This is a genomic window from Mycobacterium sp. NGS35 (genome assembly GCF_059812855.1).
This window is the reverse complement of record NZ_JCALDL010000001.1, coordinates 925,767-951,881: the sequence shown is the minus strand read 5'-3', so window position 1 is coordinate 951,881 and position 26,115 is coordinate 925,767. Positions and strand designations below refer to the sequence as shown.

General features: G+C 67.2%; 24 protein-coding genes and 1 pseudogene. 11 read left to right on the top strand and 14 right to left on the bottom strand.

The genetic code is table 11. The features are described from left to right. Position 1: 1 nt before the first annotated feature. The gene (locus AC5Y4C_RS04675) at positions 2-640 is read right to left on the bottom strand and encodes a TetR/AcrR family transcriptional regulator (protein WP_499961894.1); all 639 of its coding nucleotides are present in this window, start codon (positions 638-640) and stop codon (positions 2-4) included. A 75-nt stretch (positions 641-715) separates the two neighbouring features. Here AC5Y4C_RS04675 and AC5Y4C_RS04670 point away from each other — a divergent pair, with 75 nt between their 5' ends. After that, positions 716-1,291, top strand: a complete 576-nt coding sequence (locus AC5Y4C_RS04670; protein WP_499961896.1) for a VOC family protein — start codon at positions 716-718, stop codon at positions 1,289-1,291. Here AC5Y4C_RS04670 and AC5Y4C_RS04665 read toward each other — a convergent pair. Beyond that, positions 1,288-1,905, bottom strand: a complete 618-nt coding sequence (locus tag AC5Y4C_RS04665; RefSeq protein ID WP_499905157.1) for a TetR/AcrR family transcriptional regulator — start codon at positions 1,903-1,905, stop codon at positions 1,288-1,290. The genes AC5Y4C_RS04670 and AC5Y4C_RS04665 overlap by 4 nt on opposite strands. A 79-nt stretch (positions 1,906-1,984) precedes the next feature. Between AC5Y4C_RS04665 and AC5Y4C_RS04660 the strand changes: the two genes are divergently transcribed. After that, complete coding sequence (locus tag AC5Y4C_RS04660; protein WP_499905162.1) at positions 1,985-2,869, top strand: oxygenase MpaB family protein; 885 nt, start codon at positions 1,985-1,987, stop codon at positions 2,867-2,869. Positions 2,870-2,922: 53 nt separating this feature from the next. On the opposite strand, the gene AC5Y4C_RS04655 is transcribed toward AC5Y4C_RS04660, so the two are convergent. The 3 genes from AC5Y4C_RS04655 to AC5Y4C_RS04645 are packed head-to-tail and all read right to left on the bottom strand — an operon-like array spanning position 2,923 to position 5,301. Continuing rightward, the gene (locus AC5Y4C_RS04655) at positions 2,923-3,639 is read right to left on the bottom strand and encodes an MgtC/SapB family protein (protein WP_499962058.1); all 717 of its coding nucleotides are present in this window, start codon (positions 3,637-3,639) and stop codon (positions 2,923-2,925) included. A gap of 51 nt (positions 3,640-3,690) precedes the next feature. After that, the gene (locus AC5Y4C_RS04650) at positions 3,691-4,887 is read right to left on the bottom strand and encodes an alpha/beta hydrolase family protein (protein WP_499961897.1); all 1,197 of its coding nucleotides are present in this window, start codon (positions 4,885-4,887) and stop codon (positions 3,691-3,693) included. Between the two features lie 54 nt (positions 4,888-4,941). Then, positions 4,942-5,301, bottom strand: a complete 360-nt coding sequence (locus AC5Y4C_RS04645; protein WP_499961898.1) for a hypothetical protein — start codon at positions 5,299-5,301, stop codon at positions 4,942-4,944. Between the two features lie 105 nt (positions 5,302-5,406). On the opposite strand from AC5Y4C_RS04645, the gene AC5Y4C_RS04640 reads away from it, so the two are divergent. Then, entirely contained in the window at positions 5,407-6,201 is a 795-nt protein-coding gene (locus AC5Y4C_RS04640; protein WP_499961900.1) for a trans-aconitate 2-methyltransferase, read from the top strand. A 14-nt stretch (positions 6,202-6,215) separates the two neighbouring features. Here the strand turns inward: AC5Y4C_RS04640 and AC5Y4C_RS04635 are convergent. From AC5Y4C_RS04635 to AC5Y4C_RS04615, 5 genes and pseudogenes are all read right to left on the bottom strand, one after another. Further along, positions 6,216-6,584 (bottom strand): annotated as a pseudogene (locus tag AC5Y4C_RS04635) (amidohydrolase family protein); the annotation flags it as partial. Positions 6,585-6,688: 104 nt separating this feature from the next. Continuing rightward, positions 6,689-8,593: an adenylyl-sulfate kinase gene (gene cysC / locus AC5Y4C_RS04630; protein WP_499961901.1), complete on the bottom strand. Its 1,905-nt coding sequence runs from the start codon at positions 8,591-8,593 to the stop codon at positions 6,689-6,691. Between the two features lies 1 nt (position 8,594). After that, positions 8,595-9,518, bottom strand: coding sequence for a sulfate adenylyltransferase subunit CysD (cysD, locus tag AC5Y4C_RS04625; protein WP_499905177.1), 924 nt, complete (start codon positions 9,516-9,518; stop codon positions 8,595-8,597). Further along, entirely contained in the window at positions 9,515-10,318 is an 804-nt protein-coding gene (gene stf0, locus AC5Y4C_RS04620; protein ID WP_499905179.1) for a trehalose 2-sulfotransferase, read from the bottom strand. Before stf0 ends, cysD begins: the two co-directional genes overlap by 4 nt. Before the next feature lie 65 nt (positions 10,319-10,383). Continuing rightward, positions 10,384-11,763, bottom strand: coding sequence for a sulfatase family protein (locus AC5Y4C_RS04615; protein WP_499961902.1), 1,380 nt, complete (start codon positions 11,761-11,763; stop codon positions 10,384-10,386). An 86-nt stretch (positions 11,764-11,849) separates the two neighbouring features. On the opposite strand from AC5Y4C_RS04615, the gene AC5Y4C_RS04610 reads away from it, so the two are divergent. The 3 genes from AC5Y4C_RS04610 to AC5Y4C_RS04600 all read left to right on the top strand — a co-directional run bounded on the left by AC5Y4C_RS04610 (position 11,850) and on the right by AC5Y4C_RS04600 (position 14,634). Continuing rightward, a complete protein-coding gene (locus tag AC5Y4C_RS04610; RefSeq protein ID WP_499961904.1) occupies positions 11,850-12,908 on the top strand; it encodes an amidohydrolase family protein in 1,059 nt (352 codons plus the stop codon). A gap of 12 nt (positions 12,909-12,920) precedes the next feature. After that, the gene (locus AC5Y4C_RS04605) at positions 12,921-13,592 is read left to right on the top strand and encodes a phosphatase PAP2 family protein (protein WP_499961905.1); all 672 of its coding nucleotides are present in this window, start codon (positions 12,921-12,923) and stop codon (positions 13,590-13,592) included. 184 nt (positions 13,593-13,776) lie between these two features. Next, on the top strand, positions 13,777-14,634 hold the full coding sequence (locus AC5Y4C_RS04600) for a DUF5995 family protein (RefSeq protein WP_499961906.1): 858 nt from the start codon (positions 13,777-13,779) through the stop codon (positions 14,632-14,634). On the opposite strand, the gene AC5Y4C_RS04595 is transcribed toward AC5Y4C_RS04600, so the two are convergent. The 3 genes from AC5Y4C_RS04595 to AC5Y4C_RS04585 form a co-directional block, all read right to left on the bottom strand. Continuing rightward, a complete protein-coding gene (locus tag AC5Y4C_RS04595) occupies positions 14,635-17,868 on the bottom strand; it encodes an ATP-binding protein (RefSeq protein WP_499961907.1) in 3,234 nt (1,077 codons plus the stop codon). Between the two features lie 84 nt (positions 17,869-17,952). Further along, the gene (locus tag AC5Y4C_RS04590) at positions 17,953-19,107 is read right to left on the bottom strand and encodes an oxygenase MpaB family protein (RefSeq protein WP_499961908.1); all 1,155 of its coding nucleotides are present in this window, start codon (positions 19,105-19,107) and stop codon (positions 17,953-17,955) included. A gap of 69 nt (positions 19,108-19,176) precedes the next feature. Further along, complete coding sequence (locus AC5Y4C_RS04585) at positions 19,177-20,673, bottom strand: bifunctional phosphatase PAP2/diacylglycerol kinase family protein (RefSeq protein WP_499961909.1); 1,497 nt, start codon at positions 20,671-20,673, stop codon at positions 19,177-19,179. 130 nt (positions 20,674-20,803) lie between these two features. Here AC5Y4C_RS04585 and AC5Y4C_RS04580 point away from each other — a divergent pair, with 130 nt between their 5' ends. The 3 genes from AC5Y4C_RS04580 to AC5Y4C_RS04570 all read left to right on the top strand — a co-directional run bounded on the left by AC5Y4C_RS04580 (position 20,804) and on the right by AC5Y4C_RS04570 (position 22,171). After that, entirely contained in the window at positions 20,804-20,983 is a 180-nt protein-coding gene (locus tag AC5Y4C_RS04580; protein WP_499905201.1) for a hypothetical protein, read from the top strand. Next, positions 20,983-21,411 (top strand): ankyrin repeat domain-containing protein, encoded by a 429-nt coding sequence (locus AC5Y4C_RS04575; RefSeq protein ID WP_499961910.1) that lies wholly within the window; start codon positions 20,983-20,985, stop codon positions 21,409-21,411. The genes AC5Y4C_RS04580 and AC5Y4C_RS04575 overlap by 1 nt, the downstream gene beginning before the upstream one ends. Positions 21,412-21,523: 112 nt before the next feature. Then, entirely contained in the window at positions 21,524-22,171 is a 648-nt protein-coding gene (locus AC5Y4C_RS04570; protein ID WP_499961911.1) for a L,D-transpeptidase family protein, read from the top strand. A 10-nt stretch (positions 22,172-22,181) separates the two neighbouring features. On the opposite strand, the gene AC5Y4C_RS04565 is transcribed toward AC5Y4C_RS04570, so the two are convergent. Next, a complete protein-coding gene (locus AC5Y4C_RS04565; protein ID WP_499962060.1) occupies positions 22,182-22,658 on the bottom strand; it encodes a nuclear transport factor 2 family protein in 477 nt (158 codons plus the stop codon). A 67-nt stretch (positions 22,659-22,725) separates the two neighbouring features. On the opposite strand from AC5Y4C_RS04565, the gene AC5Y4C_RS04560 reads away from it, so the two are divergent. Both AC5Y4C_RS04560 and AC5Y4C_RS04555 read left to right on the top strand, forming a co-directional pair. Next, complete coding sequence (locus tag AC5Y4C_RS04560) at positions 22,726-24,342, top strand: right-handed parallel beta-helix repeat-containing protein (protein ID WP_499961912.1); 1,617 nt, start codon at positions 22,726-22,728, stop codon at positions 24,340-24,342. Positions 24,343-24,491: 149 nt separating this feature from the next. Then, positions 24,492-26,114, top strand: a complete 1,623-nt coding sequence (locus AC5Y4C_RS04555) for a virulence factor Mce family protein (RefSeq protein WP_499961913.1) — start codon at positions 24,492-24,494, stop codon at positions 26,112-26,114. Position 26,115: the final 1 nt, after the last annotated feature.

Below are 26,115 nucleotides of genomic sequence, written 5' to 3'. Positions count from 1 at the left end.
GTCAGGCCGCCTCCTTGCAATAGATCGCACGGTAGAAGATGTTCGCGAGCGTGGTGATGCACGCGTCGTCGTCGACCTCGTCGGGGTGGCGACCGGAGAGCTGCACGTAGCAGAACTGGTTGAACATCGAGACGATCGCGACGGCGATCAAGTGCGGATCGTCGTCGGGGCAATAGCCCTCCGCCTGAGCGCGTTCGACCATGCGTGTGATGAACGAGATCGGGATTGCGCAGATGTCGGCCCAGTACGCGGCGAAGTCGTCGTTGACCATGGCCAGCTGCGACACGCTGATCATCTCGGCCAGCCGGTGGCGGTAGGTGTGCCAGTGCGCAGCCGCGGCCTCACGTGCGCGTTCGCGATTCGACAGACCGTGGCGCGTCACGGCTTCCGCGCGTTCACCGGCTTCGTCGCGGAATCGCACCGCCCACTCGCGGACCATGGCCTCCTTGGATTCGTAATAGTTGTAGAACGACGCGGTGGAGCGCCGTGCTTGCGCAGCGATGTCGGAGATCGTCGTCGCCAGAATTCCCTTGCGCGCAATCACGTCACGGGCGGCCGCGTCGATCGCGGCCTGGGTCCGGCGACCGCGCGCCGTGGGCAGTGGCTGCCTCGAGGGCTGGTTCGGTTGCGCCAACGTCACTCCCAACCATTGAGCTAAATCTGAATCTGATGTTAGATTCATGTTTGGCTGTTGAGAAGGTCCGGAGGGGACGTCATGATCAAGCCGCAGAACACCAACACCGAGTTCGCGTTGAGCGGCATCAATCACGTCGCGCTGGTGTGCTCGGACATGGCACGCACCGTCGACTTCTACCGCAATGTGCTGGGCATGCCGCTGATCAAGGCGCTCGACCTGCCCGGTGGAGTCGGTCAGCACTTCTTCTTCGACGCGGGCAACGGTGACTGTGTCGCGTTCTTCTGGTTCCGCGACGCGCCGGACGCGGTGCCGGGTATCTCCGCGCCCAGGAACCTTCCGGGGATCGGCGACATCGTCAGTGCGGTCAGTTCCATGAACCACCTGTCGTTTCACGTGCCCGCCGAAAAGTTCGACGAATACCGTCAGAAGCTCAAGGACAAGGGCGTGCGTGTCGGGCCGGTGCTCAACCACGACGAGAGCGAGAACCAGGTCGCCGCGCAGTTGCATCCCGGCGTCTACGTCAGGTCGTTCTACTTCCACGACCCCGACGGCATCACACTCGAATTCGCTTGCTGGACAAAGGAATTCAGCGAATCTGAGATCGTCACCCAACCCAAGACGGCCGCCGACCGGCGAGTGCCCGCACAAGCCTAGTCGCGCCGCGGGTTCAGTCGGTCGATACACCAGGCCAGCTGCTCGACCAGCGCGGCCGGCGTCGACCTGACCTGACCCCCCAGCCATGAACTGAGCGCCTGCCGCACGCCGCCGACCGCGAATTGCGATGCCGCCCGCAGGTTGTCGTCCTCAGGCAGTCGCAGGGTCTCGCCGACATGCTGGCCCAGCAGCATCGCCATCAGTGCAGTGGACTCCTCGCGCTTGCGCACCACCACCGGATCGGCCAGTTCGGTGCTGAACACCAGCCGGCCCACGCGCGGGTCTTCGTCGATGTACGACACGAGATTGGCCATCGCTGCGCGGGCCTGTTCGTTCTGCGGTGCGGCTGTCACCGCGGCCCGGATGGTGCTGACGAGTTCGGTGATCACCCAGTCGTACACGGCGGCCACGAACTCGTCTCTGTCGGAGAAGCTTTCGTAGAAGTAGCGGGCGGAGACGTTGGCCTGCCGGCAAAGGCCGCGTACCGTCAACGCATCCGGGCCGGCCTGCGACCCGAGGATGGTCAGCCCGGCGTCGAGAAGCCTGGCTCGCCGCTCGGCGCGGCGGTCGTCAGGTTGCACGCCGCGATACGGCCGAGTGCTCGTCGGCGCCATCGCACCATCTTGACACCCTTGGCGCGCGCTGGGAAACTTCAGGAAACGCGCGTTCGCAGATTTCTCGATAGGGGTGCCCATGACGGTCGCCGAGCCACACAGTTACGTCGAGCAGCCGGTATCCGCCCCGGTGCGGCGAGCACGTCGCATCAATAGGCGTACCGACGCCGGAATGATGGGCGTGGGCCTACTGGCCGGTCCTGCGAACGTGATCATGCAGCTGTCCCGCCCGGGCGTCGGCTACGGCGTGGTGGAGAGCCGCGTGGAAAGCGGGCGCATCGACCGCCATCCCATCAAACGAGCGCGGACCACGTTCACCTACATCGCGGTTGCGGTCGCGGGCACCGAGGAACAGAAGGCGGCGTACCGCCGCGCTGTCAACCGGGCACACGCACAGGTGTATTCGACGGCCGAAAGCCCCGTGCGCTACCACGCTTTCGACCCCGAGTTGCAGCTGTGGGTGGCCGCCTGCATGTACAAGGGCGTGGTCGACGTGGAGCGGTTGTTCGTCGGCGAGATGGACGAGGAAACCGCCGACGCGCACTACCGCGACGCGATGGCGTTCGGCACCACGCTGCAGGTGCCGCCGGAGATGTGGCCGAAGGACCGCGCCGCTTTCGACGAGTACTGGCGCGAGTCGCTCGAAAAGGTGCACATCGACGACACCGTCCGCAAGTTCCTGTATCCGATCGCGGCGGGCCGGCCGCCCATTTCCTTGCCGCGCCGGCTGCAAGAACCGCTGGACAGCGTCGGGTTGTTGATCACGACTGGCTTTCTGCCGCAACGGTTTCGGGACGAAATGCGGCTGCCGTGGGACGAGCGTCGGCAGCGCAGGTTCGACCGGCTGATGGCGGCGATCCGCGTCGCCAACAACATGGCGCCCAAGTTCGTCCAGGAGTTCCCGTTCAACGTGCTGCTGCGTGACTTGGACTGGCGGATGCGTACTGGGCGCCCGCTCGTCTGACCCCGCGATTTCGGTGCGCAAACCTTCGCTGCGCGTCGGTTAGCGCACCGAAATCACATGAACTGCACGCCGGCCTCACCCAGCGTCGACCACCGCGCCGATCTGACGTCGGGGTCCATGCTCAGTGTCCGCACGGCGTTCTCCAGCACCTCGTCGTACCGCGTGGCCGCCGAGAGCTCGGCGCGCAGTCGGGTTTCGCCAGGTGTGGACGTGGCCATCGAGCCCACCGACGTCAACTGGAGGCCGGGCCGAGTCAACGCGTCGAGCAACAACACCTTGACGCGCGCCTCCGCGTCCGCTGCGCACTGCAGTTCGAACGCGTAGTCGGCGGGCGGGATCTCCCGCCCGGTCCGCGAGCGCACGTGATCCATGCGCGCCGCGAGCGGCGACAGGAACGTGTTGGCGGCGATGATCACAGCGGCCCCGACGACGGCCTCGCGCCACATCCATGCCCCGGCCAGCCCGCCGACGGCGGCGGTGGCCCACAAGGTCGCCGCCGTGTTCAACCCGACCACCGACGAACCCTGCTTCATGATCACACCGGCGCCCAAGAAGCCTATGCCCGTGACGATTTGAGCGGCCACCCGAGTCGGGTCCTGCTCGCGGTGAAAGGTATAGGCGCCCATGATCAAAAACAGCGCCGCGCCCATGCACACCAGAGCCATGGTCTGAAGCCCGGCCATCCGCGCGCGCCACTGGCGCTCGACACCGATCGCGATGCCCAACAACGTGGCAAGCCCGACCCGCAAGAACAGGTCCAGGCCCGGCAACGTCATGCGGGAATCATCTCGCACTGCCGGCACGCCGGCGGGCGGACACGCTCAGCCGAACATCAGCGGGCGCAGGAACCGCGTCATCCGGCGCAAGTACTCGGGCTGGCTGACGTGCAGGATGTGGTTGCCGGGAAACCAGTGCAAATGGCATTGGTCCCAGTGCCGCCACAGCATCTCCGCCTGCTCAGGAGGTGCCAGCCGGTCGCCCAGTCCCGTGATGATGAGCCGACGGTCCCGGGGCACCAGCGGCGGGTAGTTGAGCGGCGAGTGATACGCCGACGCGGCGACGAACTCGTCTCGGTCGATCTCTCCGAGCTTGCGTCCCAACGCGAAAAGCTTGTTCGCCGGAAACCAGTCCTCCAGCTCGTCTTCGACCGAGACGACAGGGACGTTCGGGATGACCGCGGTGAGGCGGTCTTCCACTCCGGCGATCAACGCGGTGGTGTAGCCGCCCAGCGAAATGCCGGTCAGCGCAACCTTTTCCACGCCGGTGAACTCGAGATAGTCGAGCAGGGACCGGAAGTCGTAGACGGCCTGTGCCATGGCCTCGGCGAAGCCGGTCAGACCGCCCGCGAAGTAGCCGTATCCGCTGAAGGGCGAATACTTTTCGGCGCGCCGGCCGTGGAATGGCAACGTGTAGAGCAGCACGTCGTAGCCGGACCGGTAGAACCACGGCAGCGACATCCACAACCCGTTGAGCAGATACGGCGAACCCATGAACCCGTGGATCAAACACAACGTGGGATGCGGCCCGTCCTCGTGTCGCCAATGCTGCGCCCGCACGACGTTGTTGCGCTCCAGCCGACGCCACCGCTCGCGCAGCGCGGGGTTCACGGGCTCGAAGCTGCTCTGGAACTGGATGTTGTGCACGCGGCCGTGGGCCAGCCACTCTGCGATCGGGTTGGCCGGGCGCGAGTAGATGCGGGGTGGTTCTTGCGGCGCGGGGAACGACGCGGCGGGATCGTGTTCGGCTGCGAGTTCGGCGTAGAACCGCATGTGGTCGCGCTCGCGTGCGGTGTCGGAGCGGCGCACCAGTTCCGCCAGGATCGGCGGCACCATCGCCGCACCGACGAGCGAGGCGACAAACGTGCGCAACCCGACGTCGGCGACGGCGGAGACGTCGACAGTGAGCCGCTGACCGATCGACAGCTCGGAACGGTCGGGCAGGCCGCGCGCACCGGCGTCAGCACCGGCGACGTTGGGAACTGGTAAGGGTGGCTCGACGGGGTCAGCGCTTGACGTCATTGCCGGCCGGCCTTTCTTTCACCGGGTCCATAGACCCGCTAAGCGGATGCTAACTCAGGGGCCGGTCGTGGGCGGGGTGGGCTGCAGCGACGAGCAAGCCTTCTGCGCGTTGTCCCAGGTCGCCTTGTCCACACCGGGTGGCGGCGGTGGCGGTGTGGCACCGGGGCTGCCCTCGACCGGCCCGGGCAGCGGGCCCGCCGGCACCGGACCCGGACCGGGAGGCGGCCCGGCCGGCGGAGCCGGTACACCGTGGTCGATCAGGCACTTCTCGTACACACCGTGCGACTGCGCGGGTACCGACGTGGTCGTCGGCGTGGTGGTCTTCTCGTGCGGCGCTTTTCCTGTCGAGCAGGCCGGGGCGACGGCCAACACGGCGGCTGCCAGCACGGTAAGCGGGAGGTGGCGTCGGGGCATCAAGGACCTCCTGATCGCACGGTGAGAATTCATCGACTGTAACGGTCGGCGACGCAAAACCCGTGGATGCTCGCGGCACGAGGCAGCGCGGATACGCTGGCGTGGATGCGATGGGACCCCGCGCAGTACGGCCGTTTCGCCGCCGAGCGTGACCGACCGTTTTTCGACTTGACGGCGCGAATCGGGGCGGTCGCGCCCCGGCACGTCGTCGACGTCGGTTGCGGCCAGGGCCATCTGACCGCGACGCTGGCGCAGCGTTGGCCCGATGCCGTCGTCGAAGGTTTCGACTCGTCACCGGAGATGATCGCCGAGGCGCCCGAGGTGCCCAACGTGATCTTCTCCGTCCGGGACGCCGGCGACTGGCAACCAGCCGACGACGTGGATGTCGTCGTGAGTAACGCTGTGCTGCAATGGATTCCACTCCATCACGAGCTGATTGCCGCGTGGGCTCGCGCACTTCCGGCCGGCGGCTGGCTGGCCGTCCAGGTGCCGGGCAACTTCGACTCGCCGTCGCATGTGCTGATGCGACAACTTGCCGCCGCTCCACAGTGGGCGGGCAAGCTGCGCGCTGTCGAGAACCGCATGCCCGCGGTCGGCACCGTTGAGTCGTATGCGGCGGTGCTTCTGGACGCCGGGCTGCGCGCCGACGTCTGGGAGACCACCTATCTGCATGTGCTCACGGGCAAAGACCCTGTGCTGGAGTGGATTCGCGGCACCGGCCTACGTCCGGTCCTCGCCGCGTTGTCGCCGGCCGATGCGGAAGAGTTCACCGCACAACTCGCGGCCGAACTGCGGGGCGCCTATCCGGCTGGACCGCACGGCACGCTGTTTGCGTTTCGGCGGATCTTCGCCGTCGGGCACAAACCTCAGAGCGAGAACAGCTCAGCGGCATTGTCATGAAGCACGCGGCGCAGCCAGACATCGTCCAGTAGCGGATCGTTGGGGTCGTAGTCGCCGACTTGCAAGTGCGCCTTGAAGATTCGTGTGCCGTTGCGAATTGCCCTGCCGACGTAGGCGGCCGCGTCCTGTTCGGGGAAGAACGTGGCCGTAGCCAGGCAGTCGGGCGTTTGGCGGGCGAACTCGGCGGACCAGTCGTTGAGCCAGGCGGCCATCTGCGGTTTGTGCGGATACACCAGCGACGTGAACCGTCGCACGCCGAACCGCCGCAGCGTCTCGACGCGATGCTGCTCGTCGGTGCGGTAGGTGATCGGCCATCGTCGTCCGATGAGGGGTCCAGCGCTGTCGAAGTATGCCGAGACTTTGTCGAGCACCCGCTTCGGCATGAAATGGGTGTGCACGTCGACGATCCCGGGCAGCCCGAGCGTCGCCCAGACCTGCCGCACCTCGTCGTCTTCGCTCACCGGCCCCTCCTGTGCCGTTTCGGCGTCTACCGCGGGCTGCGTTCGTTGAGCAGGGCTATGACGCGGCCGACGAGCTCGTCGAGATCGGCTCCCGTGGTGTCGAGCACGAGGTCCGGGTTCTCCGGCGGCTCGTAGGGTGCGTCTACGCCCGTCAGCCCCTTGACCTCGCCTTTGCGGGCCCGCGCGTACAGCCCCTTCGGGTCGCGCTTCTCGCATTCCTCCAACGACGTCGCGACATACACCTCGATGAACGGCAGCTTGGCCGCCTCGTTCAGCGCCCGCGCGATCTCCCGGTCGGATTTCAGCGGTGACACCAACGACGCCAACGCCACCACGCCTGCATCGGCGAGCAGACGCGTCAAATGCCCCACGCGACGGATGTTTTCGGCGCGGTCGCCCGGCGAGAACCCCAGATCGTCCGACAGCCCGTGGCGCAGGTTGTCCCCGTCGAGCAGATACGCCACCCGGCCGGACTCCACCAGCGCCCGCTCCACGCCCACCGCAATGGTCGACTTGCCCGAGGCGGGCAGGCCGGTGAACCAGATCGTCGCCCCGGGCTGGCCGGTCTTGGACCAGCGATACCAGCGGTCCAGCGACGACGGGTGCCAACGGATGTCGGTCCGCGTCTGTGTACCCGGCTTGACCTCACGCGGTTCCAGGATGGTGCCGGCGCCAACGGTGTCGTTGCTGTTTTCGTCGATGAGGATGAACGCGCCGCTGTCGCGGTTGTCGGCATACGAATCGGCGACGAGCACCGAGCTGGTACGCAACGTGACCCGGCCGATGTCGTTGAGCCCCAACTCGACTGGATTGTCGAGCTCGTCGAGCGTCTCCGGGTCCAGACGCGTGTGCAGTTCCTGCACAGTGGCCCGCACGGTGGAGGTGGCCTGCTTCAGCGCCAGCCGGTCGCCCGCCCGCAGTGGCGTGTCGGCGAACCAGCACACCGTGGCCTCGATCTCCCGGGCCAGCACGGGCAGGACGGCGTCGTCGGCGCCGCTGACCAAGACGTCGCCGCGTCCGACGTCGATGTCATCGGCCAGCTCGATCGAAACCGACAGCGGCGCAACGGCAACCGAGCGACTGTCGTCCAGCGTGTCGAGCGCAGTCACCGTCGAGCGGGTACCGGCCGGCAGCGACACCACCGGATCTCCGACTTGCAGCGTGCCGGCCGAGAGCCGGCCGGTGTAACGGCGCCGCTGCGATGCCGTCGGCCGCGACACCCACTGCACCGGCAGCCGCAGCCGCCTGGCCTCGGCCTGCGGAGCGGCCAGCTCGACACCTTCCAGGTACTCCAACAGTGTCGGCCCGCTGTACCACGGCGTGCGCTGCGACCGGTCTACGACATTGTCGCCGTGCTTCGCAGCGATCGGAATCACCGTGATCTCCGGGAGCCCGAGGCGAGCCGCCATCTGCTGCAGCTGTTGTTCGACCTCGCGGAACCGATTCTGGTCGAAATCGACGAGGTCGATCTTGTTCACGGTGGCCACGAAGTGCTTGACGTCCACCAGTTTTGCGATCCATGCGTGCCGGCGCGTCTGCCGCAGCACCCCGGCGCGCGCGTCGACGAGCAGGATCGCGACGTGCGCGTTGGACGCCCCGGTGAACATGTTGCGGGTGTAGCGCTCGTGCCCCGGGGTGTCGGCGAGGATGTAGCTGCGGGTCTGCGTGGAGAAGAACCGGTAGGCGACGTCGATCGTGATGCCCTGCTCGCGTTCGGCGCGCAATCCGTCGGACAGCGCGGCCAGGTCGGCCACGCCATGCTCGTCGGTGACAGCCTCGAGGTGATCCAGCGGCAGACTGTCGGTGTCGTGCAGCAGCCGACCGATCAGCGTGCTCTTGCCGTCGTCCACCGACCCGGCGGTCGCGATCCGCAGCAGCTGCCGCGTCACGGTGGGGACGGCTTCGCCCGGGGCTTCGCTGGTCGCAGTCATGTCAGAAGTACCCTTCACGTTTGCGGTCTTCCATCGCGGCGGCCGACGTGCGGTCATCGGCCCGCGTCTCGCCGCGTTCGGACACTGTGGCCGCTGAGATTTCGGCGATCACGCCGCTGATGTCGGTGGCCCGGGACCGCACCGCTCCGGTGATCGTCAGGTCGCCGACCGTGCGGTAGCGCACCCATTCGACCGCCGACGTCTCGCCGTCGCGCGGTGCTGCGTATTCCGACACCGCGAGCAGGATCCCGTCGCGCTCGAACACCTCACGCTGATGTGCGAAGTAGATCGACGGCAGCTCGAGATTTTCCAGCTCGATGTAGCGCCAGACATCCAGTTCCGTCCAGTTGGACAACGGAAACACCCGCACCTGCTCGCCCTTGCGGATCCGCCCGTTGTACAGCGACCACGGCTCGGGCCGCTGCGCGCGCGGATCCCACTGGCCGAATTCGTCGCGGAAGCTCAGGATGCGCTCCTTGGCGCGGGCCCGCTCCTCGTCGCGGCGCGCACCGCCGAACGCCGCGTCGAATCCGCCGGCCTCCAACGCATCCAGCAGCGTGCGGGTTTGCAGCCGGTTGCGTGACGCGCCCGGCCCGGGGTCGGCCACCCGACCCGAGTCGATGGACTCCTGCACCGACGCGACGATCAGCTTGTGCCCGTGGCCGGTGACCCTGCGGTCACGGAACTCGATGACTTCACCGAAGTTGTGTCCGGTGTCGACGTGCATGACCGGAAAGGGAAGGGGCGCGGGCCGAAAAGCCTTCTCCGCCAATCGAAGAAGCACGATCGAGTCCTTGCCGGCCGAAAACAGCAGCACCGGCCGTTCCAGCTCGGCGACCACCTCCCGGATGATGTGCACGGCCTCGGCCTCCAGCAGGCGCAGTTCGTCAACGCGCCGCGCCTCGACCGGTGTCGAAGTCGTCATGTCGGTAATCCCAACCTCTCTGCGTCCGCGCGGTAGCGGTCCACCCATTCGTCGGAACGTTGATCGGCCTGGCGCTCGAGCACTGGCGGCGGGGCGAGCCGCGGGTCCTGCCCCAACGCCTCGAGGATCGTCGCCACGATCTGCGTCAGATTGCGCCACAGCACGGGATACGGCACGTCGAGCGGCTCGATGCCCTCCTCGTCGAACCATGCGCGCCAACCCTTTTCCTGCTCGCGCAGCATGGTGATCACGTGCGCAATGGCACCCGCGTGGTACTCCGCGCGCGCGTCGCGCACCGGGTCGGGGCGGCCGCGCCACACCCGGGTCTGCACGGCCCGCCAGAACGACACCGCCTGCGACACCACGTCGGGCCGGTACACGTGCACGAGCACCGGCACCTCGCCGATCACGTCGCGGATCGCGGCGAGCAGACCGTCGCCTGAACGGTTCGGCAGCTGGCGGGCGCGCTCCAACAACAGGGGAGTCTGGTTCCACATCAGCTTGCCGCCCCACACGCCGTTCGGCGTGCGCCCGACGGTTCGGATGTAGTCACGCCAGATCTCGGCCGGCGCCAGATCCGGGGTGCCCTCCTCGAGCGGATCGAGCAGCCGCAGGATCGATTCGTCGGTGACATCGGCGAACCACTGCCGCGGCTGCGGCGGCTGGCTGGTGGTCGGCAGGTACTGGAAGAACTCTTGCGGCTCGCCTGCCACACCGGTGGCGCGCAGCGATTCCACCAACAGTGTGCTGCCGCTGCGCTGGGACGCGAGAACCAGATACGACGACGGGTGATCGGGCACGGACGAAAGCCTAACTGCACCTCGATTTGTGCGCTGAGCTGCACATTTGATCAATGTGAGCGGAACTATTGCCGCGCGCTGGTTTCATGCTCGATGCCCCTGTCGGCGGCGATGCCCGACCGCGACGTGGGCCGGCGGCCGCGGATGAGCAGATACGTTTCGGTGTAGCGCGCCGAGATGCGGGTGCCAGCGAACACCGACGGAATCACGTCGCCGGTCTTCTGCCGCCACTCGTGAAGTGTGACCGCCAGATCCTGCGCCACGGCTTCCGCGTGCTCGCTGTGCTCGCCTTCGAGCAAGTTGCGGTACTCGCCCGGATCGGCGACGAGGTCGTAGAGCTCACGCTCCGGCCGAGGCCCGCGCACATGCGGGGCGACCGCCTTTCCCGACGGGCTCTCCTCGATGTCCCACGGCAGATCCAGCAACGGGCGGTGCGCGTAGTTCTCGATGTAGCTGTACTCCTTGGTGCGGATCGCCCGGATCGGGTCGAACGAGTCGTGATACGTCTTCTCGGTGTAGACGTGCCCGCGCACGGGTGCCGCCCCGCACGCCAGCAGGTTCGCGGCGTGTGACACGCCTTCCACGTCGTCGGGCACGTCGATGCCGAGCAGCCCGAGAATCGTCGGCACCAGGTCGACACCGCTGAACAATTCGTCGTATCGACGCGGCGGGATGCCGCGGCCCACCGGCGGTCGCACGATGAACGCGATCCCGGTGCCCGCGTCGTACAACGTGGATTTGGCTCGCGGAAACGCCGGGCCGTGGTCGGTGAAGAACACCACCCAGGTGCTCTCGTCCAGGCCTGTGTCGCGCAGCGTGTCGAGCAGCCGGCCCACTGCGGCGTCGGCGACCGAGATCGCGCCGTGGAACGCCGCGAGATCGTCGCGCACTTCCGGTATTTCGGGAAGGTAGCCGGGCACGTCGACCCCTTCAGGGTCGGCCGGCTGGTAGCGGTCCGGCGGATACGGCCGGTGGGTTTCGAAGAAGCCTGCTGTGAGTAGAAACGGCTGGTCGCCCTCGGCCGGGGCGCTCTCGGCCAGCCATTGCCGGGTCCGCTCGACCACGTAGTCGCAGTACGAATTCGACACGTCGAACTCGTCGAATCCGAGCCGCTCCGGGTAGGACGTTTCGTGCTGCATCCCGAACAGCGCGGAGTAATAACCGTGCTCGGACAGCATGTGCGGCAGGGTCCGCACGCCCGCGCGGTACTCCCAGCCGTGATGGGCCAGTCCGACGAGGCCGTTGCTATGCGGATAGCGGCCGGTGAACAACGCTCCGCGCGAGGGCGAGCACAGGGGCGCGGCGGCATGCGCACGGGTGAACAAGATGCCTTCTGCCGCGAGCTGGTCGAGGCGTGGGCTGGACACATCGGCGTAGCCGTAGGCCCCCAGACAGCGGCCCAGGTCGTGCCAGTGCACGAGCAGCACGTTGTCGCGACGTCTCACGGTTGGCCACCTTCCACATTCGGCCCGGCGCTGCCAATTCTTTCGATCATCGCGATTGGCGGGCGGCCGAGCACCAAACTGACATCGTGGCAGACGACACACGCGTGGTGGTCGACGCGCACATCCACCAGTGGGATCCGTTCACGACGCCGCGGGTGGTGTCCGGGCCGGCGAAGATCATCCGGCGGGCACCGTTCGCCAGGCCGGTGATGATGCGCATGTTCCCGCGGGCCGCGCGCGACTTCGCCGGCGATCCGCAGTATCTGCTCAACGAATACCTGCCCCCTGACTACACGGCCGACGCAGCGCCGCTGTGCGTCGAATCCGTCGTGCACGTGGAAGCCGGATGGCGCAGCAAGGAGCCGGTGGGCAGCGCCGACGAGACCCGGTGGGTCAGTGCCCTGCCGTTCGGCGAAGCCAGCGCCCCGGCCCTGGGCGCCATCGTGGCGCATGCCGATCCCTCCCAGCCGCAGATAGCAAAGGTTCTCGACGCCCACCTGCAGGCCAGTGCGCTCGTGCGAGGAGTGCGCTGCGTCGCCGCGAACAGTGCCGACCGCGGAATCATGGACTGGGACAGCCGACCGCACCTGCTGTCCGAGCCGGCCTTCCTGCGCGGCTTCCAAGCCGTCGCCGAGCGGGGGCTGAGCTTCGAGGTCTGGGTCTACGGGCACCAGCTGCCGGACGCCGTGACGCTGGCGCGTGAATATCCGGAGACGACGTTCGTGCTGGACCACTATGCGACGCCGGTCGGCGCGCTTGCGCCGTGCGGCCGCCACACCGGGCACACCGCCGCGGGGCGCGCGAGCATCCTGTCCCGTTGGCGCGACGGCATCTCCGCGCTGGCTGAGTTACCTAACGTGGTCGCCAAACACTCGGGTCTGGGCATGCCGGTGCTGGGCCTCGGGCGGCTGCCGCGCGAGCAGTTCCGCGACGCGATCGCGCCGCTGGTGACGCACCTCGACCAGGCCTTCGGTCCGCAGCGGACGTTCTGGGCGTCGAACTATCCGATGGACAAGCCGAACATCGCTCTAGCTGAGGTCATTTGGGTGCTGCGCGAGATCCTGTGCGACCGTTTCCACGACGGCCCGATGCTGCGGGACAACGCCAAGCGGGTGTACCGCATCGGCGCCGGGCCGCGGCCGTGACAGTCTGGTCGCATGGGCAAGCGCAGCAAGGCCATGCTGGTCATCGCCGCTGTGGCCGCCGCGTGCTACGGCTTGCTGTGGCTGGCATACGCGATGCATTGGGCGTGGTTGCCGGCGGTCGACAACGCTGCGCTGCAACCCCTGCACCGCTTCGGCGTGAAACACCATGCGTGGGTGACGTTTTGGGATGTGCTGTGCACGGTGCTGGGTCCGGCGGGGTTTCGCGTCGTGGGCGCAGGCGTCGTGGTGGTCGCACTGCTGCGACGCAATCTGCGGGTCATCCTCTTCGTGGTGGCGGCCATCGGGCTCAGCGGCGTCGTCACCCAGATCGCCAAGGACCTGGCCGACCGGCCGCGGCCGTCAGGCGCATTGGTGGCGGCCAGCTCGACCTCGTTCCCGTCGGGTCATGCGCTGGGGGTCATGGCGGGTGTCCTTGCGCTGATGACGATTTCGACCGGCATGTGGCAGGCCCGCGCGCGGCTTGCCGCGGTGACCGTGGCCGCGCTCGTGGTGGTTGCGGTAGGAGTCGGCCGGGTGGTGCTCAACGTCCATCACCCCTCTGACGTGCTGGCCGGCTGGGCACTGGGCTACCTGTGGTTTGTCGCATGCCTTTTCGCGATCCGTCCGCTTCCGCTCGCCGCGCCCGCGGCACCGGAAGCGCACGCTGTCGGCACAGTCGAGTAGTCGAGTACTCATCCCCGTTGCGCAACTGCATGCCACTGTTGAGTTCGTTCACGCCACACCCCGGTCGCGGCCGGATAGATTGAGGCGGCAGGCAATGGAAATTGTGCTCAGCACGTCGGCAGACGACCTGAGACTGGTCAATGGTCGGTCCGCCGCGGCCACCACGAGAACCGGGTCGTCCGACATGGCAACACAGGTCCCCGTTTCCCCGCGCTGGGAACCGCTTCGGGAGCCGGCCGGCATCGACGACGTGGTGCGCAACCTCGATCAGGTGATCGACTGGTCGGTCGAAGCGCGCAGCACGATCGGCTACTTCGCGGCGCTCTACAAGCGCACGACGGTCGCGATCCGCAAGGCGATCGACGACGGCGACTTCGACGACGGGGCGCGGATGGAGAAGCTCGACATCGTCTTTGCGAGCCGGTACTTCAACGCATTGAACGCCTATTTCCTGCCCGATCAGTACAGCGGGTTGACCCTTCCGTGGGAGGTGTCGTTCGTCGGCGCCAAAGACGGCCAGGCCACCATCCTGCAGCATCTGATGACCGGGATGAACGCCCACATCAGCCTGGACCTCGGGCTGGCTGCCTTCGCCACCGCCCAGCAGGATTTGGCCGCGCTCGAGGCCGACTTCAACCGCGTCAACGCGATCCTGGCCTCACAAGTGCACGGCATGCTCGATATCGTCAGCGAGCGTTCACCGGTGCTCATGTGGGTACGCCGGCTGCTGCCGGGCGAGGTGTTCTTGATCAAGCGCCTGCTGAAGAGATTGCGCAGGGGTGCATGGCAATTCGCGGTCTACATGGCGCTGAATTCCGACCGGGAGATCGAGGCTCGGGTCAACCAGTCGGCGTTCACGGCGGCTGTCGGCGCCTGGTATCTGCAACCGCTGGGCCGGTGGGCGCCGTTCCCCTGGTTCACCCGCACGATCTCGAAACACGAAAAACCGGACATCGCCGAGACGATCGCCGCGCTCAAAGGAAAAGCCGAGGACCCCGCGCCGATGAAGAAGGCGTACCTGGTGCGAACCGCATCCCGCTGATCAGCTGAGCAAGCGCTGGGCCCGGGTCCATTCGGGCCAGCGCGCGTCACCGGCGAAGCGGGCCAGCGCGTCGGCCAGCTCACGTCGGCGCGCGAAGCCGACGGTCTCGAAATAGTCCAGCTCGCAACGCAATTCGAACAACGGTGCCTCCTGACGGCGGGCCGCCTCGACCGCGGCCGCAAGCGCCGCCTGTCGCGATTGCGGGTCGGCAAGGGTGTGCGCGCGCAGTCGCATCAACTCGGCGTCGTAGAAGTGCATCCCGGTCTCGCCGGCGTGCTGCAATGCCGACTCGAGCCGGCGACGGGCCTTTTCGGGCTTGCCGGCTGCCGTCAGCACGCGGCCGATCACCGCGTCGTGAAACGTCAGATAAAGGTTGAGATGCAAAAGACGCGAGCCGTCCACGCGTTTGGCGATCTTCTCGGCCGCGCCGGCCAGGACGGCTGCGTCGGCACCGGCGTCCATCGCGTTGAGCGCCTTGACGGTGGCGTTCTCGGTGGAACCGACCAGCCGCCACAAATCCAAGCCTGACTGCTCGCTCAACTGGCGAAGAGCGGCCACGCCAGCGGATGCCGCCGCGTACTGCCCGGTCTCCAGCCGAACCCAGATGTCGACGAAATGCGTGTGAGCCCGGTTGTAGGCGTTCTGCGGAAATCCCAGCTCTTCGCAGCGGTGCACCGACTCCGCCAAGTGCGCATTCGCCGCGTCGAGGTCGCCGCCCATCGCGTAGGTGAGCGCCAGATACGTATGCGCCGACGAGATCGGGTCGATGGCCACCCACCACGCGGTGTCGAGCACCCGCGGGTCGGCGGCGGACTGGTCGGCCAACGCTCGACGCAAATGGCTTCGCGCAGAAATGAAGTCGCCTTGCAACCACGTGACCGAACCCAATGACGACGCGATGACGGGCTCACTCCACGGCCGGTCTTTGGTCACCCGGGCCGACAGTGATTCGAGCAGCTCATGCGCGCGGCGCAACTCGGCACGCGGCACGTAGTAGCCGATCAACGCGGTCAAGGTGGCGAACAGTTCGTCGTCGTAGTTCTCGGCGCTGGCCAGCTCGAGGCACCGTTCGAAGTCCGCCGGGCCCTGGCCGCTCATGCTGCCCTGCGTCGCGCCCGCCAAAAATCCGCGTTCTAGCCGGATCGCGATCTCTTGACGGTCGCGCGCGGCACCAGCGGCGCAGTGGGTCAGCTGGTTGAGCGCATCGGTCAGGCATGTCTGAGCCTCATGCAGAGCGCCCCGCCGGCGCGCCGCGACGGAGGCCTTGCGCAGCGCCGTGACAGCCTCGGCGAAGCGGTGCGCATGGGCGTAATGCCGTGCGATGACACGCCAATCGGGTTCGACGCCAGGGACCGTGTCGGTGAGTGCTCGTCCGGTTCTGGCATGCAGCTTTCGATGCACGGTCGGTGGCGCCAACTCGGCGGCTACTTCCCGGATCAGCTCGTGGCGGAACCGCCATCCGCCGGTGTCGTTGCGCTCGAACACCCGCACCCGCATGAGGTCGGCCAGCACCGCGTCGACGTCCGCTTCGTCACCGACGACCTGCCGCAGCAGCGCCACGTCGCCGCTTCGCCCGATCACGGCCGCCGCTTCCACCACCGGCACCACGTCGGCGCGGGTGTGCAGTCGGGCGAACAGCGGTTCGTACAGCGCTTCGGGCACCTGTCCCTGCGGCTCACTGGCCTCAAGGCCGGCGACCACGTGCTCGATGTGGAACGGCACGCCGTCGCAACGCTCGCGCACCGCGGCCCGCTGAGCGTCGGTCACCTCAGGGGCCAGCGCGTCGATCAGCGCGTCAGACTCCGCTTCGCTCAATGGCGAGAGCTCGAAAAGCGTTACCGGCCAATGCTTTTCGATAACGTTCTGGTCGCGTGTGGTGATGACGACCATCACCCGCCCGTCGGCCGAGGCCAAAACGGCGTCCAGCAAGTCGATGGTCGACGTGTCGAACCAGTGCACATCCTCGGCCACGACGAGCCCCGCCCGATCTCGTAGGCACGCCAGCACGTACCGGTGCACGGTCGCGCCGATCAGCTCGTAGAGCGTGCGGCCTTCCACAGCGGCAGGGGTGTAGCCGTGCTCGGCGCCCACGCCCAGCACCGGCGCCAGCAGCGGCACCGCGTCGACCGGATCGAGGCCATGCGCGCGCAGCTCAGTCTCCAGCAGCCGCAACCGCTCCGAACCCGTGGTCAAACGTGTTATGCCGCAGCGTCTTTCGAGCAGACGCCGGACCGGATGCAGGCCGGTCTCGGTGTGCAGCGGCGAACCTCGCAGTTCGACGACCACACCGCCCGATTGCTCGACGATGTCGGCCGCCGCGCGTGCCAGTCGCGTCTTGCCGATGCCCGGTTCGCCGCAGAATGCGACGCCGGGATACCTGGCCTCACCGTCGCATGCCTGCTGCCACACCTGCTGCAGCCAGGCGCGCTCCCGGTGACGCCCGATCATCGGCGGCGACGACGGCGCCAAGGCATGCGGTCGCTCGCCGAGCACCCGATAGTGGTTGACCGGACTCTCGACGCCTTTGACCGCGGCGGCTGGGCCGGCGACCAGCTCGTAGGCGTCCGCGACCAGCGCTGCGACAGCGTCCGAGACAGCCACGGTGTCGGGCGCGGCCAGCGAGGAGATCCGCGCGGCGAGGTTCGCGGCGAACCCGTACACGTCGTCTTGGGCGATGTCCAGATACACCAGCCCACGATGGATGCCCACACGCACGCTGAGTCCCACGTCGAGTCGGCGCATGGCTTGTTCGCTCAGCCGGGTGACGGCGCGGGTGATGTCGAGCCCGGCAGCCACCGCGCGCTGCGCCCCGTCCTCGTGCGCGGTGGGGTGTCCGAAGACGGCGAGTAGCCCATCGCCTTTCGTCGAGCCGATGTGGCCGCCGTAGCGGTCGACGATCTGCACGACGTACTCGCGATAGCGTCCGACCAGCATGCGGTAGGTTTCCGGCTCCACCCGCGTCGACAGCACCGTCGAATCGACCAGGTCGACGAACAGGATGGTCAGGCGCCGAATCTCGCCGGCGCCGCCGACGTCCGGGAAGTCCTCGGCCAGCAGCTTTTCCGCGTCGGTGTTCGAGGCGTCGACCGCCAGCACCTGACCGGCCAACGCAGAGGCGGCCGCGCGGTCACCGCGATTGATGGCCGCCACCGCCCGGTCCAGGAGCTCGTTGATCGAACCGCCGCTGTCCCGGCCTGCGCCGTTGACCTCTGGGTGGCCCTTACGGTCGCCCACGTCAATATCGTGGCACCGCCTGGGCGATATTGCAGTCCATTTCACCGACGGCCTTGCCGGGCGCGTATCGGCCCGGCACCGTCGTCACGCCCGCAGCTGCCACTGGAGGGCGAGGTGGTCCGGAATGGCGAAGTCCGCGCGGTCGCCGCGGCGTTCCAACGTCAACAAGCCCCGGAGGAGTTCACGACCGAACGGTTCGGCCAGCCGTGACATCGGCCCGAAGCGCCGGGACCGCTCTCCGGCTCTGTCGAGGACGTTGACCAAGAACCAGTTGGCCAGGCGGGAAAAGAAACCGAGGTCGCGCGGAACACGGATCAGGTCGGCGGTCTTGTCTCCGATGAGGTGGCGGATCAACGGCGGGATGGTGTCGTCGAACAGATAGCCCGGGGTCATCTTGTCCAGCAGCTCGAGCAGCGCGGCCGTCATCTGCTGTCCTTCCGGCGAGGCGGCGAATTGGCGTCGCCGGATGATCTCCACGAGCGCAGCAGCCTCCTCCGCGTCGTCCACCCGCATGTCGTCATCCAGGCCGATGAGGTGACCGATCACGGTCCACAGGTGCAGATACGCGTCGATGTCCTCAGGGGGCAGCCGCACGCCGAGGCGGCGGAGCGGGTCGGCGACGACGTAGGAGAACGCGAGCATGGTCCCGGCCAGGTCTTCTTGGTTGACGGGCTCGCCCCACTGTTCGTAGTTCCACAGTCCGGGCTGTCCTTGGTTGCGCGCCTTGATCAGGTGGCGCACTGCGGCGTGCATCAGCCGGACCTTCTGGATGACGCGACGGCCCTTGCCGTTGTCATCGAGCCCGCCGACGCTGAGCACGTCGACCAAGAACTGCCCTGTCTCCATCACCCGTCGGCGCGCGTCGCTGTCGAGCCGGGCGGTCATGGCGAGCACCTTCACGCCGTTTGCCGCCGCGTACGACGACGTCAGCGACGCGCAGAACAAGCAGCACGAGATATGCAGACCCCACGTCTCGAACAGCCGTTGTCCCCGCTCGATACGAGCCGCATCCGCCCACTGCGGCAACGGCAACGTGTCAGCCAGGTACGCCTTGAGGCGGTCGGGCAGTTCCGGCGGCACCGGGTCGTCGGTGCGGATCAGCGTTTTCATGACCGCGTTGACTGCCTCGACGCCGCCCTGTTCGAGGACCTCAGCGACGGCCTCGTCAGCGACCGGATCTCCCTCCCGCCGCTTGCTGTCGAGCATTGCGTCGGTCCACCGGGTGCTGGCGCCGGCCACGCGTTCAGCTTCCCAGCATTCGGGTCCGTGCGCCGACGGAATGCCGATTCGAGCCCGATCGGCTATCGGCTATCGGCGCGGCGGCGGACGGAACACCGCTAGCGCCCGATACCGCACGCTGAAGCTGGCCGACTCGTGCTTCGAGCCGACTTCGCCGTCATGCGCGATGGTCGTCGGACCGTCGAGACAGCGGAAGCTGAACTCCGGCACCTGCCGTTCGTGATACAGCGGGCTGCGCTCCAAGCGGCCCAGCATCAGCGACGTCAGGATGCGCAGCTTGGCCAGCCGCGGACCCGTCTCCAGGATCCGGATGTCCAGCAGCCCGTCATCCATTCGGGTCCGCCGCGACGGCGCGAATCCCGATGGTAAGTAAGCGGAATTGCCCAGGAAGAACAGTGACGTCTGCATCTCCCGGTTGTCGAACGCGATCCGTACCGGCTCGTCGTGGCGCAGCGTGTGCAGCATGGCGTACGCGCTGGCGAGTGGTTTGGAGATCTTGTGTTCCAGCCGCTCTCGGGTCTGCACGAACTTCGGGTAGGCGCCGATGCTGGCGGTGTTGATCACGATGTTGTCGTCGTTGAAGCACACCAGGTCGACGCAGAAGACGTTGCCGTCCTTGATCGCACGGATGGTCTTGTCGGCGGTGTCGCAGCCGATGTCCTTGGCGAAGTGGTTGAAGGTGCCGCCGGGAAACACCGCCAGCGGCAGCCCGGCCTCCACGGCCACGCCCGCCGCGCACGACACCGAGCCGTCGCCGCCGGCGATGGCCAGCACTTGAGCGCGTTGTGCGGCCGATTTCAGCGCAGGCACGAGGTCGTCGTCAGGGCCGAGTTCGACGATCTCGGCCGCCGGTAACGATTCCCGGACGCGCGCGGCGATCTCGGCGCCCGCGCCGCCGCCCGACGCCGGGTTGACCACCATGACTACACCGGCGCCATCGGGCCGGGGCGGCGTCTGGACCTTCAGCGGCTCAGCGGTGGGCAGATTGCGCGGCACGACCGGCGGCACCACCCGAGCGCCCAGCACCGCGACCGATGCGCCGATGCCGAATCCGATGAACACGTCGCCGGGGTAGTGCGCGCCGGTGGCCACCCGCGACAGGCCGACCAGCCCCGCGAGCAGCGCCAGCACCAGCCCGAGCACCGAGTTCTCCAGCCCGACGCCCACCGCGAACGCCGCCGCGCTCGCCGAGTGACCGGACGGCAGTGAGTTGGAGGTGGGGTGGCGATGAGTCTGGCGCGCGAGCGGCACCCGTAGATAGCTGGGCCGAGGGCGGCGCCGCAGCCGCTTGGCCCCTTGGTTGGTCAGCAGGCTGGTCACGGCCAGGCTGAGCACCCCGCGGACCGCGCCCCGCTGCGCCGACGGCCGCCGCGACGCCATCAGTACCGCTGCGATCGCCAACCACAGCTTCGAGTGGTCCGCGGCGCGGGTAAGCCGGGGCATCGTGAGGTCGAGCAATTGGCTTTCGGAGTTGGCGACGGCGTCGAAGACGCTCTCGTCCAGCGTTCCGAGGCCTCTGGTGATCTGCCGCAGCCCGCGGTCGCGTCGCGGCCCAGGAAAGTGCATACGTCAACCTATCCCGGGCATCCGGCCGCGAAACGCGACGGCGCGCTGGTCAAGCCTCCGGTCACGCGGACGGCATTGAGTCATTGCCCGAGGTCCCATTCGTCGATGACGCCGCGGATCACCAACGAGTGTGCGCTTCGAGGGGCTGCTGATCTATCAGACGCTGGTTGTTGCGGCCGACCGCCGCGGGCAGCTTGTCGACGACATCGCCGAGCTGGGCGACGCCGTACACAGGGCCTTTCTCGGCAACGTCAGTACCGTTGACGATGTGTGCCGGTCGCTATTCGCCGATTCTGAGGTGCTTCACTGATGGCCCGTAGCGGCAGGCCGCCCAAGATCGATCCGATGAAACCGATCCATAGGGCCGTGTTGCACAACGACATTGACACCTTCGCCGTCGAATTGGCGGCCGGCAACTACGTCAACGCGCCGGGTCCTGAAGGCATGACGCCGCTGCATATCTCGGCCGACTACGGCCGCCTGGACTTTGCGAAAGCGCTCGTCGAAAGGGGGGTCGACATCGACCCGATCAATGTGTGGGGCAACACCCCGCTTTGGATGGCTGTCTACAACTACAACAAGACCGAGCCGCCCGGGGCCATCATCCGGCTGTTACTCGAGCATGGTGCAGATCCCAATCGGGGCGAAGGTCATCAACCACCGCTCGAACTCGCCAAGATGATCGCCGGCTTCCCTGAAGCCCTGATCGAACTGCTCGAAGAACACGCGGGCCAATAAGACACTCGCGGTTCCTTTAAGCCGTCAACGATGTCGCCGGTGCGGTCGCTGTGACCGAGTTGTGGCTGAACCTTGACTTGACCCCTAACCACGCCGGTGGCGACGATGAGGCGTGCGCCGTCTCGTCGCTGTTCTCGCCGCGACCGTCATCGCGATGGTCGCTGCGCCGACGGGCCGCGCGGACTTCACGCCGTGGTTCGCCCGCTCGGTAGGAGGGGCCACACAGGTCATTTCGGTTGTGGGCGTTGGTGATTCGACGGCGAAGATGGACGTCTGGCAGCGCAGTGCCGCCGGCTGGCAGCCCGTCGCGGCGGGCATTCCGGCGCACATCGGCTCCGCCGGCATGACGCCGCAATCCAAGGACGGTTATCCCGCCACCCCGATGGGAGTCTTCACGCTCGACTACGTGTTCGGCACGGCGCCGTCGCCCGGCGGCGGGCTTCCGTATCTGCAAGTGGGTCCGGACGACTGGTGGGACGGCGACCCGCACAGTCCGACGTTCAACACCCACCAGCACTGCAAGAAGGAGCAGTGCCACTTCGACACCTCGGACAGCGAGAACCTCGACATCCCCGAATACGTGCATTCAGTGGTGATGGGCGTCAACACCAAGGAACGCGTGCCGGGCAACGGCGCCGGGTTCTTCATGCACGCCACCGACGGCGGCCCCACCGCCGGCTGTGTCGCGATCGACGACGCCACCCTGGTGAAGATCATCCAGTGGCTGCGTCCGGGTGCGCTGATCGCAATCGGGAAGTGATCAGTGCCACTCAAATATGAAGCGCCGCACCGGTTTTCAGCGTGAAGTTCAGCCCCTGCAGCGACATCGTGGCCTCATAGGTGCGGTCGTAGCCGGTGGCGCTGATCTTCCAGCCCTGCGGCGTGCGCCGGTACGTGTCGCGGTAGAACGCGGCGCCGATGAGCATGAAGTCGAACTCGGCGACGATCACGCGGTCTTGCAGGTACCAGACGCCGGTGGCCTGGTCGCCGTCGACGGTGATCTCCGGGTGGGTGACGCGGTGCTCGGTGATCACGGCCGGACCGACCGACGAGCGCATGTACTCGACGAGGTCCGCGCGGTTGGTGAAGTGCAACCGCTCGCCGTAGTCGCCGGTGACGTCGTCGGTCAGGGTGTCGGCGAAGGCCTCCCAGTCCTTGGTGTCGAGTGCCCGCAGGTAGCGGTACTTGACGCGCTCGATGGCTTGCAGGTCGGCGGCGGTGTCGGTCACGTCAGCATTGCAGCACAAACCCGGCGCGCAGGGAACTGGCGCGAGTCTGGCGTGGCAACCGAGCGTGCGGTGAGATGATGCGCGCATGCGCAGGTTTCGGTGGGTGATTCGGCTGCCCGCCGTTTTCACGGTCGCGGCCGTCGCCGTGTGCTCGGCGCCGACGTCGGTGCCGGCCGCGGTCGAGAGCCAGCCGCCCCCGGCGGGTGCGCATGCCTCACCGACAGCGCCGGCCGCGGCGCCGCTGTACCCGTTCACGTTGCGCCAGCAGCTCGACATGCCGCCGCTGCACAACGGCCCGGGCGACTTGGCCGCTCAGATCGCCAACCGCACGCAGGTGTATCAGCGCGCGCAACTGCTGAAGATCGGCAGCGGCACCGCGATGGCGGCGTGGTCGACGGCCCGCGACACCGTGGCCGTCAACCGCTCGGTGCTGCCCGCGCTGCGCCAGCAGCCCCTGCGCGCAATGACATTCACCGGCAGCCGGTTCTCCGAACTCGAGCGGATGATCACCGGTGCGGATGCGGCCCACATCACAGTGGCCAGCCGGACACTGCAGGCCGACACCCCGCTGACGATCACCGGACACAACGTCGTGGTCGACTTCGCGGATGCGGTGATCCAGCCGGGCCAGACGCCGCCGCTGTGGTTGGTCAAGATCGTGGGTGCACGTGACGTCGCAGTGATCAACGCCAACGTCACCGGCGGCACGAACGGCTTTCTGGTAGACGGCGGTTCGGGGATCGCGATCGAGGGCAACGACGTACGCGGGCTGACGCAGAACGGCATCGTGGTGACTGGCAGAGCATCAGCGGTCGACATCCACGCGAACCGCTTGCACGACGTGCAGCGCGCCGGCGTTCTGCTTCACGGCCCGGTCACCAAAGCGCTGGTGGACAGCAACCAGATAGACCATCTCACCGGGCATTCCAACTGGACCGCCGGCATCGTGCTGACGGGCCGGGGCACCGGCATCGCCGACAACCCCGGCTCGTTCTTTCTGCCGGACAACTACTGGGTGCTCACCACGCCGCTGGTGCAGCGGTTGGAAAACCCCGAGCAGAACGTGATCGTCGGCAATAACATCCGCGACGGCCTGTCGTCGGGCATCTACAACGACGGCGCGATCGCCAACGTGTTCGTCGGCAACCACATCGAAGGCAATGCCAAAGAGGGCATCTGCTTCGACAACGGCGCCACCGCGAACGTGTTCGCGGCAAATCTGGTGGCTGACAACGGGAGACGCTGGGGGCAGCCGGACGAGGTGCTGAAGCTGGACTCGGTGCTCGCGGCGGGCCGAGCTGCCGACGGCACGTCGATGGCCAAACTGCCCGGCATCTCGATCGACAACGCGCTGTACAACGAGATCTTCGCGAACAACATCGTCGGAAACTTCGGCGGTGGGGTGAAGATGGTGCGCACCGCGCTGTTCAACGTCGTCGCCAAGAACACCATCGTCGACAACAACCGGGGCCAGAGCGGGCAGTTCCACTTCTTCGGTGTCGAACTGGGCGCGGCCGAGGCCGACGAACCCGTCATCGACCTGGATTTCGTCGGCTCGTCCGGCAACATCGTGCTGGGCAACGAGATTCGCGGCCAGCACTATTCAGGCGTGTTCGTGGGCCGCGGCTCGGTGCAGAACGAGGTGGTCGACAACGAGATCGTGGGCGCGACGGCCTTCGCGCTGGAGTCGGCGAGCCGGTAGCGCTTTCGCTTCGAGGGCCAGCGTCGCGGAGCACTCCGAGGTCAGCGAGCGCACACATGGTGCGGTAACCTCCGTAGCGAATTCGAGCCGGAAACCGCTTGCAGTCCTGCGCATAACGCGCAACTGCGTCTGGTAGAAAGTGAGCGCACTTGCTGAACCGGTTCATCAAGCTGCAACTGGTGATCTTCGTCGTGCTCACCGTGCTCGCGCTGGGGGTGCTGGGCCTCTATTACCTGCAAGCGCCGCGGTTGATGGGCATCGGGCAGTACACCTTGTACGCGGAGTTGCCGCGGTCCGGTGGGTTGTACAGGACGGCGAACGTGACGTACCGAGGAATCGCGATCGGGCGGGTGGTCGAGGTGGAGCCCACCGAGCGCGGGGCGCGCGCCACGTTGAGCATCGACGATCGGTACAAGATTCCGGCGGACGCGTCGGCCAACGTGCACTCGGTGTCGGCGGTCGGTGAGCAGTACCTGGACCTGGTGTCGACGGGCAACGTCAAGCAATACCTGCACGACGGGCAGACCATCACCCGCAGCACCGTGCCGTCGGACGTGGGCCCGGCCCTGGACGCGACCAACCGTGGACTCAACGCGTTGCCCAAGGACAAGATCGCGACGCTGCTCAACGAGACGTCACAAGCGGTCGGCGGCCTGGGGCCGGCGCTGCAGAGGCTGGTGGATTCGACCACCGCGATTGCCAGCGACTTCCGTGACAACTTGACTCCGGTCAACGACATCGTCGCCAACTCGTCGCCGATTCTGGATTCGCAGGTGAATTCGCGCGACAACATCGAAACCTGGGCGGCCAACCTGAATTCGATCGGCACCCAGGCCGCTGAACAGGACGCGGCGCTGCGCAGCGGTTTGCAGCAGGCCGCTCCCACCGCCGATCAGCTCAACGCGGTGTTCTCCGATGTGCGCGATTCACTGCCGCAGACACTGGCCAACCTCGAAATCGTCATCGACATGCTCAAGCGCTACCACAAGGGCGTCGAACAGTCTCTCGTCATCTTCCCGCAAGGCGCAGCACAGCTAGAGGCCGGCTCCATCTTTCCGGGTTACGGCATCATCAATTTCGCGCTCGGTCCCCTGTTCGTCGGAATCGGTGCCTCTGCGTTGACCCTGCAGGCTGTGCCGCCGGGTTTCGGTGCTGCCCTCAACAGTCCGCCGCCGTGCCTGACCGGCTTTTTGCCGCCGTCGCAGTGGCGCGCGCCTGCCGACACCTCGCCAGCGCCGTTGCCGTCGGGCACCTATTGCAAGATCCCGAAGGACTTCCAAGGCAACGTGGTTCGCGGTGCGCGCAACTATCCGTGCGCCGACGTCCCGGGCAAGCGGGCCGCGACGCCGCAGGAGTGCCACAGCAACGAGCCGTATGTGCCGATGGGCACCAACCCGTGGTACGGCGATCCGAACCAGATCCTCACCTGCCCGGCGCCCGCCGCCCGCTGTGACCAGCCGGTGGAGCCCGGTCGGGTGATCCCGGCGCCCAGCGTCAACAACGGCTTGAACCCGTTGCCCGCAAACCTGTTGCCGCCCAATGGAACTCCGGCGCCGCTGTCCGATCCGCTGTCGCGGCCCGGGCAGGGCAGTGTGGCGTGCAGCGGCCAGCAGCCGAACCCGTGCACCTATACGCCGGCGCAGCTTCCCACTGCGATCTACAACCCGCAGAGCGGCGAGGTCGTCGCGCCCGACGGAAGCCGATACACGGTGCGCGACTCGGCCGGAACGGGCGACGACGGCTGGATGCAGATGCTGGCACCCGCGAGCTGAA